The sequence below is a fragment of the Pectobacterium brasiliense genome (assembly GCF_016950255.1).
GTDB lineage: Bacteria > Pseudomonadota > Gammaproteobacteria > Enterobacterales > Enterobacteriaceae > Pectobacterium > Pectobacterium brasiliense.
On record NZ_JACGFN010000001.1, the window covers coordinates 658,127 to 671,806 of the forward strand.

Annotated in this window: 12 protein-coding genes; 2 read left to right on the plus strand and 10 right to left on the minus strand. The window is 51.2% G+C overall.

What is annotated here, in order from left to right; genetic code table 11:
• The first annotated feature begins 62 nt into the window (after nucleotides 1–62).
• The gene (uspE, locus tag H4F65_RS03010; protein ID WP_010274968.1) at nucleotides 63–1,016 is read left to right on the plus strand and encodes a universal stress protein UspE; all 954 of its coding nucleotides are present in this window, start codon (nucleotides 63–65) and stop codon (nucleotides 1,014–1,016) included.
• Between the two features lie 138 nt (nucleotides 1,017–1,154).
• Here uspE and pntB read toward each other — a convergent pair whose 3' ends face one another.
• Nucleotides 1,155–2,543 (minus strand): Re/Si-specific NAD(P)(+) transhydrogenase subunit beta, encoded by a 1,389-nt coding sequence (gene pntB, locus H4F65_RS03015; RefSeq protein WP_010274967.1) that lies wholly within the window; start codon nucleotides 2,541–2,543, stop codon nucleotides 1,155–1,157.
• 10 nt (nucleotides 2,544–2,553) lie between these two features.
• On the minus strand, nucleotides 2,554–4,083 hold the full coding sequence (gene pntA / locus H4F65_RS03020) for a Re/Si-specific NAD(P)(+) transhydrogenase subunit alpha (protein ID WP_010274963.1): 1,530 nt from the start codon (nucleotides 4,081–4,083) through the stop codon (nucleotides 2,554–2,556).
• 579 nt (nucleotides 4,084–4,662) lie between these two features.
• Here pntA and ydgH point away from each other — a divergent pair.
• Complete coding sequence (ydgH, locus tag H4F65_RS03025) at nucleotides 4,663–5,616, plus strand: DUF1471 family protein YdgH (protein ID WP_010274959.1); 954 nt, start codon at nucleotides 4,663–4,665, stop codon at nucleotides 5,614–5,616.
• A gap of 37 nt (nucleotides 5,617–5,653) precedes the next feature.
• Here ydgH and H4F65_RS03030 read toward each other — a convergent pair whose 3' ends face one another.
• The 8 genes from H4F65_RS03030 to hemA all read right to left on the minus strand — a co-directional run bounded on the left by H4F65_RS03030 (nucleotide 5,654) and on the right by hemA (nucleotide 13,544).
• A complete protein-coding gene (locus H4F65_RS03030; protein WP_010274956.1) occupies nucleotides 5,654–6,196 on the minus strand; it encodes an ankyrin repeat domain-containing protein in 543 nt (180 codons plus the stop codon).
• A gap of 60 nt (nucleotides 6,197–6,256) precedes the next feature.
• Complete coding sequence (locus H4F65_RS03035; RefSeq protein WP_199559761.1) at nucleotides 6,257–7,750, minus strand: catalase; 1,494 nt, start codon at nucleotides 7,748–7,750, stop codon at nucleotides 6,257–6,259.
• Nucleotides 7,751–8,177: 427 nt separating this feature from the next.
• A complete protein-coding gene (gene kdsA / locus H4F65_RS03040) occupies nucleotides 8,178–9,032 on the minus strand; it encodes a 3-deoxy-8-phosphooctulonate synthase (protein ID WP_010274945.1) in 855 nt (284 codons plus the stop codon).
• Nucleotides 9,033–9,107: 75 nt separating this feature from the next.
• On the minus strand, nucleotides 9,108–9,917 hold the full coding sequence (gene sirB1 / locus H4F65_RS03045; RefSeq protein WP_010274939.1) for an invasion regulator SirB1: 810 nt from the start codon (nucleotides 9,915–9,917) through the stop codon (nucleotides 9,108–9,110).
• Between the two features lie 2 nt (nucleotides 9,918–9,919).
• The gene (locus H4F65_RS03050; protein WP_010274936.1) at nucleotides 9,920–10,321 is read right to left on the minus strand and encodes a SirB2 family protein; all 402 of its coding nucleotides are present in this window, start codon (nucleotides 10,319–10,321) and stop codon (nucleotides 9,920–9,922) included.
• A gap of 5 nt (nucleotides 10,322–10,326) precedes the next feature.
• Nucleotides 10,327–11,172 carry a peptide chain release factor N(5)-glutamine methyltransferase gene (gene prmC, locus H4F65_RS03055; protein ID WP_010274933.1) on the minus strand — a complete coding sequence of 282 codons (846 nt, stop codon included), beginning with the start codon at nucleotides 11,170–11,172 and terminating at the stop codon, nucleotides 10,327–10,329.
• Nucleotides 11,172–12,254 carry a peptide chain release factor 1 gene (gene prfA, locus H4F65_RS03060; RefSeq protein ID WP_010274927.1) on the minus strand — a complete coding sequence of 361 codons (1,083 nt, stop codon included), beginning with the start codon at nucleotides 12,252–12,254 and terminating at the stop codon, nucleotides 11,172–11,174. Before prfA ends, prmC begins: the two co-directional genes overlap by 1 nt.
• Nucleotides 12,255–12,287: 33 nt before the next feature.
• The gene (hemA, locus tag H4F65_RS03065; protein WP_010274925.1) at nucleotides 12,288–13,544 is read right to left on the minus strand and encodes a glutamyl-tRNA reductase; all 1,257 of its coding nucleotides are present in this window, start codon (nucleotides 13,542–13,544) and stop codon (nucleotides 12,288–12,290) included.
• Nucleotides 13,545–13,680 lie beyond the last annotated feature (136 nt).

The following is a 13,680-nucleotide window of genomic DNA, read 5'->3' on the forward strand; positions in this document are numbered from 1 at the left end:
AACGATTCCATTGCGGTACTCTTGAAAGACAGGCTGTGGAGTAACAGCTGTTTGGAGGAGCTATGGCAAAGTATCAGAACTTACTGGTAGCTATTGACCCAAATCAGGATGACCAACCAGCGCTGCGTCGGGCGGTTTACCTGGTTCAGCGACTTGGCGGCCGTATCAAGGCATTTCTGCCTATTTATGATTTCTCTTATGAAATGACAACCCTGCTTTCTCCCGATGAACGGGTGGAAATGCGTCAGGGCGTTATTCAGCAACGGACCGAGTGGATTGCAGAACAGTGCAAATACTACATCGAAGCGGGCGTTTCGATAGAAATCAAAGTGGTGTGGCACAACAAGCCCTTTGAAGCCATTATCCGGGAAGTGATTTCCGGTCAGCATGACCTGTTGTTGAAGATGGCGCATCAGCACGATCGGCTGGAAGCCGTTATCTTTACACCAACCGACTGGCAGCTACTGCGCAAGTGCCCTTGCCCCGTGTGGATGGTAAAAGATCAGCCTTGGCCAGTCGAAGGTCGTGCGTTAGTTGCCGTCAATCTGGCTAGCGAAGATCCGTATCACGATCCGCTTAATATCAAACTGGTATCGGAAACGCTGGAACTGGCACAGCATGTTGATCAGACTGAGGTTCATCTGGTCGGTGCCTACCCTGTTACCCCCATCAATATCGCTATTGAACTGCCTGATTTCGATCCCAGCGTCTATAACGATGCAATTCGAGGGCAGCACCTTATCGCCATGAAGTCGCTACGGCAGAAATTCGGCCTGGATGAACGCGTAACGCACGTGGAAAAAGGGTTGCCGGAAGAAGTGATACCCGATCTGGCGGAGCATTTGCAGGCGGGCGTCGTGGTGTTGGGGTCGCTGGGCAGAACTGGCCTTTCCGCTGCCTTTATCGGCAACACCGTCGAGCATGTTATCGATCACTTGAAGTGCGATTTACTTGCGATCAAACCCGATGATTTCGTGTCACCGATTACGCTCGAAGAAGACGGTGATAACAGCTGATTGCTCGTGTCATCATGCTCAACATCAAATAATGCCAGCCTCAGCGCTGGCATTATTTTTAGCGATGCCACGCATCACTATATTTGAGATGTAAAAAAGGGGCGACTCCGCCCCTTTCGTTTTCTACTTCCCCTACGCTTACAGCGCTTTCAGAATCGCCTCAACGCTGTCTTTGGCATCGCCAAACAGCATCTGCGTGTTCTCTTTAAAGAACAGCGGGTTCTGTACGCCAGCGTAACCGGTATTCATGGAACGCTTGAACACGATAACATTCTGCGCTTTCCACACTTCCAGCACTGGCATGCCAGCGATTGGGCTGTGTGGATCTTCTTGCGCCGCTGGGTTAACGGTGTCATTCGCGCCAATGACCAGTACGGTATCGGTATCGGTGAAATCATCATTAATCTCATCCATTTCCAACACGATGTCGTAAGGTACTTTTGCTTCAGCCAACAGCACGTTCATGTGACCAGGCAGACGCCCTGCAACTGGGTGAATACCAAAGCGAACGTTAATGCCACGTGCGCGCAGTTTTGCGGTGATGTCGTGCACAGGATACTGCGCCTGCGCGACGGCCATGCCGTATCCCGGCGTGATGATGACGGAAGTTGAGTTCTTGAGTAAATCAGCCACGTCTTCCGCTGAAGCTTCACGGTATTCACCGACTTCTTCACTCTCACCAGAGGACACGCCATCCGTACCAAAACCACCGGCAATCACGCTGATAAAGGAACGGTTCATCGCTTTACACATGATGTAAGACAGAATCGCACCCGAAGAACCCACCAGAGCACCGGTCACGATCAGCAGGTCATTACTCAGCATGAAGCCCGCTGCCGCTGCCGCCCAACCAGAGTAGGAGTTCAGCATAGAAACGACGACCGGCATGTCCGCACCGCCAATCGATGCAACCAGATGCCAGCCAAATACCAGTGCAATCGCCGTCATCAGGATCAGCGCCAGTACCTGCAATGCAACGCTGCCCGTATTGACGAAAACCAGCAGCAGCAGGAAGGACACAACCAGCGCCGCCAGATTCATTTTATGGCGATGAGGCAGCATCAATGGCTTGGAAGAGATGTTGCCACGCAGTTTGCCGAACGCGATCACTGACCCCGTGAAGGTCACAGCACCGATGAAGATACCCAGAAAAACTTCCGTCAAATGGATATTGACCATCACCGGATCGGTGATTTCACCGTGATCGAGGAAACTGTTAAAGCCAACCAGTACCGCAGCCAAGCCCACAAAGCTGTGAAGAATCGCGACCAGCTCTGGCATCTCGGTCATTTCAACCTTACGCGCCAGATAAATACCGATTGATCCACCGATCGCCATCGCGACGATGATCCAGCCCACGTTGCCAGAATCTGGCCCCAGAATCGTCGCGATCAGCGCAAGCGCCATGCCGCTGATACCAAAGATGTTCCCTTGTTGCGACGTTTCGTGCTTGGACAACCCAGCCAAACTGAAAATAAAGAGAATTGCGGCAACAATGTATGCAGCAGTTACTAATCCACCAGACATGTGTTACCCCTTAGTTTTTACGGAACATTTTCAGCATGCGCTGAGTCACGGTGAAACCACCGAAAATATTGATGCTGGCGATCAATACGGCAATGAATGAAAAGAACGACACCCATCCGCCGTGGCCGATCTGCAACAATGCTCCGACAACGATAATGCCTGATATGGCGTTAGTGACTGACATCAATGGCGTGTGCAATGCGTGGCTGACATTCCAGACAACGTAATAGCCCACCACGCAGGACAGCGCAAAAACGGTAAAGTGAGACAAGAACTCTTTAGGCGCAACATCAGCCAGCCAGCCAAATAGCAGGATGGCGATCACAAGGAACGCATATTTCTTCCACGGCGACGTCGGCTTGGCTTCTTCCTTCACCACGGCAGCGGCAGGTTTTGCCTGCTGTGGCTGTGCGGAAACCTGAATGGGCGGTGCCGGCCAGGTGATCTCACCTTCTTTAATGACGGTCACGCCACGAATCACGGTATCGTCAAAATCGACGTCGATCTCGCCGTCTTTCTCTTTGCAGAGTAATTTCAGCAGGTTAACCAGATTCGTACCATAAAGCTGTGAGGATTGCGTCGGCAGACGGCTAGGTAAATCGGTGTAACCGATAATTTTGACGCCGTTTTCCGTCACGGTGACGCGATCGGCTACGGTCAATTCGCAGTTCCCGCCCGTTTGTGCCGCTAAATCGACAATCACGCTGCCGGGTTTCATGCTCAGCACCATTTCTTTGGTGATCAGGCGCGGGGCCGGTTTTCCAGGGATCAGTGCGGTAGTGACGATAATGTCGACTTCTTTTGCCTGAGCGGCAAACAGTTCCATTTCGGCTTTAATGAAGGCTTCAGACATGACTTTAGCATAGCCGTCGCCGCTGCCAGCTTCTTCTTCAAAGTCGAGTTCGAGGAACTCAGCCCCCATGCTCTTAACCTGCTCTTTTACTTCAGGGCGGGTATCAAAAGCACGAACGATAGCACCTAAGCTACCTGCGGCACCGATCGCAGCCAAACCAGCCACGCCAGCCCCGATAATCATGACCTTAGCGGGCGGGACCTTACCTGCGGCGGTAATCTGTCCGGTAAAGAAGCGGCCAAACTCGTGAGCAGCTTCAACGATGGCACGATAGCCCGCGATGTTAGCCATCGAGCTAAGCGCATCCAGTGATTGCGCGCGCGAAATACGCGGCACGGAATCCATCGCCATCACCGTCACCTGACGGGCAGCCAGCTTCGCCAGCAGTTCCGGGTTCTGCGCTGGCCAGATAAAGCTGACAACCGTACTGCCCGCTCGGGTCAGTTCGATTTCATCATCCTGCGGCGCATTCACCTTCAGGACGATATCGGCTTGCCAGACTTCCGAACTGTCAACAATCGACGCACCGGCTTCTTCGTATGCCGCATCGTCAAAACTTGCCAGTTTTCCCGCTTCACGTTCTATCGAGACCGTAAAGCCCAGTTTCAGCAGCTGTTCAACCGTTTTCGGCGTCGCTGCTACACGGGCTTCATTGGCCAACCGCTCTCTTGGTACACCAATACGCATGCTGATACCCTTTTCGCTTATTTTAACGAAGGTTATTATTCTCACCCTATTCTGTTATACGAATTCGCCGAGACCTACTGCACCCTGTATCCCCGCATTCACGCGGTAGGAAGAGGGTCTTATCATCTTCTTACCACTCGTTTTTTGAGGCGTCTCACTGTAGGCGAATTCATTTATAACGTACTGAAAATGTGATCGATGATCCATAAATAAAATGAATTTCACAGAAAAGCCGAGTTATCACAGGTTCTGTCAGCCTTTCTTGGTCGAAAATCATGCTCTTCTCTGCCTTTTGTAGCATTATTACAGAAGTATTTTTCTGGGCTGTTTCACAAAAACGATGTGTTACAAGGTTGTTAATGCGATAAATTGTATAAATATCCCTTATGATGTCAAAACAATCATTAACCGTTATTATTAGCACTTTTCTTGTTGCAAACCGAAGTATCATGGCTTTTCAGCCCGCTGAAAATGCTAAAGCACAAGAATTTATTCCGTGCGATAATCAGCCCTATTCCGTTACAGGTTGATTGCTATACCTTAAATAATTCGAGTGGCAGGAAGGCGAAAGGATTTTTTATGAAGCTGAAGACTACTGTTATTGCATCTACATTGTTGTTATCACTCTCGGCATTTTCAGCGCAGGCGGCACAGGAACTGACGCCTGAACAGGCAGAATCCCTGCAACCCTTTGAACGAATTACGTTTAAAGGACGTTTTAACGCGATCAATGAAGCGGTAGCCGCAGCCTCAAAACGCGCCGACAAGCTGGGCGCAGAGTCGTTTTATGTACAAGCGATGGATGACGCTAATTCGAGCGGCAACTGGAATGTCACGGTCGACCTGTATCGCAAAGATGCGCCAAAGGCGAACCAGGATGTCCAATTCCGCACCTTCTACGGTGTGAAAGAGCTGCCGAAAGATGTGGCGTACGGGTTGGAACCGTATGACACCGTCACCGTTGGCGGATTCTTCCGCAGCCAACCGGACGTGAACGACGCGATTGCGAAAGCAGCAAAAGAGAAAAATGCCGATTCGTTCTACATCGTTCGTCAGGTTGATGTGAACTCGAATAGCGGCAACCAAAAAATTACTGCCTACATTTATAAAGCCGACGCACCAAAGCGTCAGACCCAGAGCACCGACGTCATCCCTGCGGATTCTGATGCAGGCCGTGCGGCGCTGGCTGCGGGTGGTGCAGAAGCCGCCAAGGTGGAAATCCCTGGTGTTGCCAACTCTGGCAGCCCTAGCCGTAACGTAGGTAATTTCTTCGAAACACAGTCATCAAAAGGTGGACGTTACACGGTAACGTTAGCGGATGGTTCCAAGATTCAGGAACTGAACAATGCTACAGCAGCGCAGATGGTGCCTTTCGATTCGATTAAATTCCGCGGCAACTACACCAACATGACGCAGGTGTCTGAAGCCGTTGCTAAACGCGCAGGCGAGAAAGGTGCCAAGTACTACCACATCACCAGACAGTGGGAAGGTAAAGGCAACAACATCACAATCAGCGCTGACCTTTATAAATAAGTTAAATGAAACGGCCCGCAGCAATGCGGGCTAAACATTATCGGGTAGTAAACTCCCCCTTCTTCAGCGTTTCCACGCTATTGCCATTCGCATCCTTGATCTCAAAATCTGCTCCTTTTTCTTTCAGCGCTTTCAAAAGCTCTGAACGCTGGAACAGCGAGGCGTACATCGCGGCCGTTTGTCCTGCATGATTACGCTCATCAGGGTTGCACTCAGCGGCAATCAATCGGCGGGCGATTTTGATCTCACCTTTAAAAACCGCCCCCATTAACGCAGTATTACCACGTGCATCACGCAGACATGGATCGGCACCTGCTTTTATCAACGCTTCCACCGCAGCATCATGTCCGTGATAAGCCGCAAGGATTACCGCTGTGTAGCCCTTTTCATCAGCTACATTCAGATTGTAGTGTGATGTAATGAAGGTCTGGAGTATTTCAATATCGCCATGCCTGGCTGAATCCCATAAGTACTGATTAAGCGATGAGGTGACGTCGCTTTCTTTTAGACTCGTTTCTTCGCTTTGTGCCACCTGGGGGATAGCGACGAACAATCCTAGAATCAGCAATAGTGTTTTCACTGTCTTTCCTCCTTGAGATAAACGCCCTGCGCCAGTCATGACGTAGGGCTTTTAATACGCTTAGTCAGACAGTTTTTCAGCCAGCTTTTTCACCGTGGCAAGCTCAGCTTTTGCGATCGCAGTCAGACGCGAGCCATACTCCGCATCAGCCTTATAAAAGTACGACAGCATGATGTCGCGGCTTTCTTTATCGGCCGTTGCTAACGCCGTACCCAGGCTATTAACCAGATCGGTCCGCTCTTTATCACTGTAGGAACGATACAGTTCTCCCGTTTGCTTAAAATTCTGCTCTCGCTGGATTTTACTCTGTGTCGTACTGCCCTGTAATGGCAAGTGGCTATAACGTGCGGAAACCAACTCCTCACGAGGATACAATCGACTAGGCTGGTAGTTGACGCCTTTGTCCTGCGTTTTCCCACTGTTCAGGCTACCATCCTGATTACCGTTGTTAACGCCATTTTGCGGCATATTGATTGGCAAGCTGAGTCCGTTGGCTCCGATGCGATACATTTGCGTGTCGGCATAGGCAAAGAGCCGCCCTTGAAGCAATTTATCTTCCGAAGGTTCAATTCCCGGAACCAGATTGGAAGGAGCCATCGCAACCTGTTCTGTTTCCTGAAAAATATTTTCAGGATTGCGATTCAGCACCATTTGTCCAATTTTTCTTTCGGGGACATCAGGCCAGATTTTTGTCGCATCCAGCGGATCGAAATCAAACTTCTTCAAATCCTCCGGCTTGAGGACCTGAATGTAGAGATCCCATTTAGGGAAATCGCCGCGCTTAATTGCCGACACTAAATCGTTGGACATATGGCTGTAATCCTTCCCCTGCACCTGCTCAACCTGTTGCGGATCGAGGTTTTTGATTCCTTGCAGCGTTTTCCAGTGGAATTTGACGTAATGAATCTCGCCCTTACTATTCACTAACTTATAAGCGTGTACGCCATTACCATCCATATTGCGATAAGTGGCAGGCGTGCCTTCATTGGAATAGAGTAGCGTTAGCGTACGAATGGATTCGGGTACGTGGGAAAAGAAATCGAATCGACGGGCGTCGTCATCCAAATTGGTGCGCGGGTCGGGCTTAAACGCATGCACCATATCTGGAAATTTAATCGCATCCCGGATAAAGAATGTGGGGAAATTATTACCGACTAAATCCCAATTTCCCTGAGACGTATAGAATTTGGTCGCGAATCCCCGCGGATCGCGTAGCGTTTCTGGTGAATGATTACCATGAACCACGCTAGAAAAGCGAACGAAAACCGGCGTCGTACTTCCCGCCTTAAACACCTCAGCAATGGTTAAATCGGAAATATCCGCTGTCGCGCTAAATTCGCCATAAGCACCTGTACCACGAGCATGAACAACGCGTTCAGGAATACGCTCACGGTTAAATCGCTGCAATTTTTGCAACAATTGCACATCTTGCAAAAGCACCGGCCCATTATCACCAGCCGTTTGTGAATTTTGATTATCGCCAACTGGCGCGCCATTATCACGCGTCAAGGTCGCCGCGCTAACCGAAGAAGCAAAAAGTCCCAGCAAAACCATTGCCGCACTTTTTTTATAGGAAAAGAGATTGCTCACAAAGGGATAATTCATAACGCAGTCCTCATTATTGTCGTGAAGTCCATTCCCTGCCGCGTTAGCGATGGTGTATTTCCTCGCCTCAGCCCACAAGGCATTCCGAGCCCGTGTCGGAATACCGGATACTCTACCGATGGGAACAGAAAGACGTGAGTACCCGGTACCTATTACATCAATAGCTGTAATCTAATTCCATAGAGAAAAAGCGGGTAAAAGGACGCTAATTAAAGGGAAATAAAAAAATCACGAGGAAAAAAGGAGGGGGGATAACCTGATTAGTATCACATTTTACTATTTTTCATCCAAGTGATGACCGACGACCATCAGTTGGAGATCGTGATCTGCGCGCCCCGCAATATTTCTTCAGCAGCGCACAGATCCACAACTCTTGTTACTTGCTGGTGTCCAGTTCTGGGAAGCTTTTCACCAGATCGTCAATCGCTTTGATCTGCTGCAAGAACGGCTCCAGTTTATCCAGCGGCAACGCAGACGGACCATCACATTTCGCATTCGCAGGATCCGGGTGAGCTTCAATAAATAGCCCTGCCAGACCGACGGCCATACCGGCACGCGCCAGTTCTGTTACCTGTCCACGACGGCCACCGGACGCCGCACCAAACGGGTCGCGGCACTGTAGCGCATGCGTCACGTCAAAAATCACCGGCGCACCGTTAGAAGCATGCTTCATGACATTGAAGCCCAGCATATCGACAACCAGATTGTCGTAACCGAAGTTGCTGCCGCGATCGCACAGAATCACCTGATCGTTGCCACCTTCGATAAATTTATCGACGATGTTCCCCATTTGGCCTGGGCTGACGAACTGCGGTTTTTTCACGTTGATTACCGCACCGGTTTTCGCCATCGCTTCCACCAGATCGGTTTGGCGCGCCAAAAACGCAGGAAGCTGGATCACATCAACCACATCGGCAACGGGCTGAGCCTGATGCGATTCATGCACGTCAGTGATAATTTTTACGCCAAAGGTCTGTTTCAATTCCTGGAAGATTTTCATCCCTTCTTCCAGACCAGGACCACGGTAAGAGTGAATAGAGGAACGATTAGCCTTATCGAATGACGCCTTGAACACGTAAGGAATGCCCAACTTCTGCGTGACCGTGACGTAATGCTCACAAATGCGCATCGCCAGATCGCGTGATTCAAGAACATTCATGCCGCCAAACAGCACAAAAGGCAGATCGTTGGCGACGGGGATATCCCCTATCTTGACCACTTTATTCGTCATACTTTTACCTTCATGTCGGGAAATAAATTAACGTTGCATTACTGCAAAACGGTTTCTTAATGTAAGACTGTTTTTTTAATGCAAGACAATCTGTTTCTGCTCTATCGAGTGAATCTGCACTTTTATCATTTCACTCACAGGATCTTCCGGGCACTGTTCAACGAAATAGTTGAGATCGGACAGCGCAATATGGTCGCAATCCAATTGAGCATAAATCAGGCCGCGGTCGCGAATTTCATAGGGATCGTCCGGGTCAAACTGCAGCACCGCTTCGCTGGCTCTCAACGCCAGCTCCATCTGTTTTTCTTCCATCAGAGCGACTTTCAGCGTATCGAGCATTTTACGCACAATCAGGACGTTTTCAGCTTCATCCAGATCTTCATCGAGCAGGCGGGTTGACGGGCCGATATTACCTTTTAGCCAGACTTCCAGCACATGCTCGCTCAACGTATCGCCATTTAACGGATTGATCAGCCACATCTCTTCGTCGAGCCAGTCGGCACGCAGAATCAGCTGCGTCGGGAAAATCACCGGCATCAGCGGCAGGCCAAGCTCATTGGCGATATGCAGAAAGATGACGCCAAGCGATACAGGCATGCCCTGACGAGATTCAAGCACCTGATCCAGCCACAGCGCATCAGACAGACGATAAACACCGCCCGCACCGCCGAATCCCCAGGTGTGATAAAACAGCTCAATCAGCTTTTCAAGCTGAAGATCTTGCTCAAGGTCGTCAGGAATAGCAGCTCGAGCGTTCTCAACCAGCTGTTGCAGATTTTGCCGCACATCCTGAGCGGGAAAGTCGCGGCGAATCGCCTGTGAAACCAACACGACACCATCACTTAGCAGTGACTGGTTGAATTCAAAATCAGCAATAGCACTCATAATTATTCCATCAGCAACGGTGACTGCGTCAGTGCCAGCAGCACGACCACACCAAAGCATATTAAAGCAGATACAAACGCCAACCAGCGAACGTTCTGGCTACGGGGGCGTTTCCCCAAGGCGATAGCGCCAAGAAGGATATAAATGATAACGCCAAACAGTTTTTCCGTCAGCCAGCTTTGCTCGGGAGTAAACGGATACGTATGGCTAAGCGTGATTAAACCAATACCGCTGATTAATAACAAGGTGTCGTTAATATGCGGCAGGATTTTAACCCAGCGCTGTTGCAGCATAGCGGATTGTCGGCACAGCCAAAAAAAACGAATCACAAACAGGGAAATACTAATGCCAACCGTTGCCAGATGCAGATATATCGTGGCTGGGTAAAGAGTTATCACGTCCATTGCTCCTAATAAATTGGGGCATCCGACCAGCGTCCTAACGACACACGGTCATTGCCACCATAATCCTGACAGGTTTCTATTTGTGTAAATCCTCGGGCATGCAATAGCTGACGCACCGCGTCAGCCTGCTGCCAGCCATGTTCCAGCAGCAGCCAGCCATCGTCGTCCAAATAATGCGGCGCAGATTCAATAATGGTGCGTAAATCCGCCAGGCCATTGTCGGCAGCAATCAGCGCGCTGGCAGGTTCAAACCGGACATCGCCCTGCGACAGATGCACATCATCGGCATCAATATACGGGGGATTACTGGCGATAAGCGCAAAGCGCGTATGATCAAGCGGTGAATACCAGCTTCCGGATAAGAAATGGACATTGCCTAGCCCCAATTGCTGGGCGTTTTTTGTCGCTAACGCAACGGCATCGGGTTGAACATCAACGCCAGTCACCCGACAATCATGCCGTTCACTCGCCAGCGCCAGCGCAATCGCGCCGGTTCCAGTGCCCAGATCCAGCACGGCACACGGCGTTTGAGGCAGGCGTAGCAAGGCTTGTTCGACCAGACATTCGGTATCGGGACGAGGAATCAGCGTGGCGGGCGACACGGCCAGCGGCAGTGACCAGAACTCGCGCACGCCGATCAAATAAGCGATAGGTTCCCCCTGTTCACGACGCAGCAGCAGTTCAGTTAACTGCTGCTGTTCAGCCGTGTTCAGCTCAGTTTCACCAAACGCCAGCAGAAACGTGCGGGACTTGCCAGTCACAAATCCCAGCAAAATCTCCGCATCTCGCTTCGGACTTTCTCCCGCCGCGAGCTGCGCCGCAGCAGAGATTAACCAATCCTGATATGTCATTATTCCTGCTCGGACAACGCAGCAAGTTGATCGGCCTGGTATTCCTGCACAACCGGTTGAATCAGCGTGTCCAGCTTCCCTTCCATGACTTCATCCAGCCGGTAAAGCGTCAGGTTAATGCGGTGATCGGTTACCCTTCCCTGTGGGAAGTTGTAGGTACGAATACGGTCAGAACGATCGCCGCTACCGAGCAGGTTACGACGAGTTGACGCTTCTTCCTGCTGACGTTTCTGCACTTCTGCGGCACGAATACGCGCCCCCAACACCGACAGCGCTTTGGCTTTGTTTTTGTGCTGTGAACGCTCGTCCTGACACTCCACGACAATACCGGTTGGCAAGTGGGTAATACGGATAGCGGAATCGGTGGTGTTAACGTGCTGACCGCCTGCGCCAGAAGAGCGGAAGGTATCGATGCGCAAATCCGCCGGGTTGATGTCCGGCATCTCCGCTTCCGGCACTTCCGCCATCACGGCGACCGTACAGGCCGAAGTATGAATGCGCCCTTGAGATTCCGTCGCGGGAACGCGCTGAACGCGATGACCGCCGGATTCAAATTTAAGCTGGCCGTACACACCGTCACCGGAGATTTTGGCGATAACCTCTTTATAGCCGCCATGTTCGCCATCGCTGGCGCTCACCACCTCAACGCGCCAGCGGCGTGATTCAGCATAACGGCTGTACATGCGGAACAGGTCGCCGGCAAAGATCGCGGCTTCGTCACCGCCCGTTCCGGCGCGAACTTCCAGAAAACAGCCACGCTCATCGTCAGGATCTTTCGGCAACAACAGCACCTGAAGTTGCTGCTCCAGTGCTTCAATTGTCGCTTTGCTTTCTTTCAACTCTTCCTGCGCCATATCGCGCATTTCAGGATCGTCCAGCATCATCTCTGCGGTTTGCTGATCCTCTTGCGCCTGCTGCCATTGCTGGAAACAGCCGGTAATATCAGTGAGCTGCGCATATTCTCGCGACAACGTGCGAAAACGATCCATATCAGCGATGACGCTGGGCTCACCGAGTAACGCCTGGACTTCTTCATGGCGTTCTTGTAACGCTTCCAGTTTAGCAACAATAGAAGGCTTCATGCGGGCGGTTAAATCCTGTAATAGAGATGAATGCTAGTCCAGCCCAAGGCTGTCACGTAAAATTTGTAACCGGTGTTGGTCGCCGTCACGAGCGGCTTGCTGAAGGGATTTGGTCGGCGCGTGAATCAGACGGTTGGTTAAACGGTGTGTCAGTTCCTGAATCACCGCTTCAACGTCATTGCCTTGTTGGATGGCGGCCAGCGCCTTGGCCGTCATTTCCGCCCGCAATTCATCGGCCTGAGCCCGATAATCGCGGATGGTCTCCACCGCGGACTGCGCACGCAGCCACGCCATGAAGTCAGAGCTTTCCTGCTGCACGATAGATTCAGCCTGCACCGCCGCCGCCTTGCGCTGCGCGAGGTTATGCTGAATGATGGCGTGAAGATCGTCCACACTGTAGAGATAAACGTTCGGCAATTTGCCGACTTCCGGCTCAATATCGCGCGGAACCGCAATATCTACCATCAGCATTGGCTGATTCCGTCTCGCCTTCAGCGTCCGTTCCATCATCCCTTTTCCGATAATCGGCAACGTACTTGCCGTTGAACTGATCACGATATCGGCATGAACGAGCTGTTCGTCCAGCTCTGCCAGTGTGATGACTTCTGCGCCCACTTCCGTTGCCAGCGCCTGCGCGCGTTCACGGGTGCGGTTAGCAATCACCATTTTCTGTACTTTGTGCTCGCGAAGATAGCGAGCGACCAGCTCAATGGTTTCTCCGGCACCGACCAGCAGCACCGTGACATCCGACAGTGATTCAAAAATCTGCCGCGCCAGCGTACAGGCTGCAAATGCCACCGACACCGCGCTGGCACCGATATCCGTTTCCGTACGAACCCGCTTGGCCACGGTAAAGGATTTCTGGAACAGCCGTTCCAGTTCGCTGGACAGAGAATGACCACGCTGTGATTCGGCAAACGCCTTCTTCACCTGACCCAAAATCTGCGGTTCGCCTAACACCAGAGAATCCAGACCGCTGGCAACGCGCATCAAATGGCTAACGGCGGCATTATCCTGATGCCAGTACAGGCTGCCGTTGACCTCTTCCGGGCGCAATTGGTGATATTCACACAGCCAGCGAATCAGTTGCTCACGCTGGTTTTCCTGTTCGTCAACGCTAAGATAGAGTTCCGTGCGATTGCAGGTAGACAGCACAACGCCGCCCTGCACCAGCGGTTGCTGTAGCAGACTGTCGAGGGCCACCCCGAGTTTATCTGGTGAGAACACAACACGTTCACGCAGAGAAACCGGTGCGGTTTTGTGATTAATACCAAGCGCAAGCAGGGTCATTAGGCTGTTTCTGAGTAATACCGGTCTTAGTATGGATTTCGTTTGAATCGCATTCTACTTGATGCAGGAGTGCAAGAAAAGCGACAGCACGCGATACACCTCGTCTGAGGTAGTCACTTTTTGACAAAAAACAATA

Bases quoted from the DNA above. Each gene is read 5' to 3' on its own strand.
- pntB (WP_010274967.1), bottom strand. From the start codon at position 2,543: ATGTCTGGTGGATTAGTAACTGCTGCATACATTGTTGCCGCAATTCTC.
- pntA (WP_010274963.1), bottom strand. From the start codon at position 4,083: ATGCGTATTGGTGTACCAAGAGAGCGGTTGGCCAATGAAGCCCGTGTA.
- sirB1 (WP_010274939.1), bottom strand. From the start codon at position 9,917: ATGAGTGCTATTGCTGATTTTGAATTCAACCAGTCACTGCTAAGTGAT.
- prfA (WP_010274927.1), bottom strand. From the start codon at position 12,254: ATGAAGCCTTCTATTGTTGCTAAACTGGAAGCGTTACAAGAACGCCAT.
- H4F65_RS03050 (WP_010274936.1), bottom strand. From the start codon at position 10,321: ATGGACGTGATAACTCTTTACCCAGCCACGATATATCTGCATCTGGCA.
- prmC (WP_010274933.1), bottom strand. From the start codon at position 11,172: ATGACATATCAGGATTGGTTAATCTCTGCTGCGGCGCAGCTCGCGGCG.
- H4F65_RS03035 (WP_199559761.1), bottom strand. From the start codon at position 7,750: ATGGTTTTGCTGGGACTTTTTGCTTCTTCGGTTAGCGCGGCGACCTTG.
- kdsA (WP_010274945.1), bottom strand. From the start codon at position 9,032: ATGACGAATAAAGTGGTCAAGATAGGGGATATCCCCGTCGCCAACGAT.
- hemA (WP_010274925.1), bottom strand. From the start codon at position 13,544: ATGACCCTGCTTGCGCTTGGTATTAATCACAAAACCGCACCGGTTTCT.
- ydgH (WP_010274959.1), top strand. From the start codon at position 4,663: ATGAAGCTGAAGACTACTGTTATTGCATCTACATTGTTGTTATCACTC.
- uspE (WP_010274968.1), top strand. From the start codon at position 63: ATGGCAAAGTATCAGAACTTACTGGTAGCTATTGACCCAAATCAGGAT.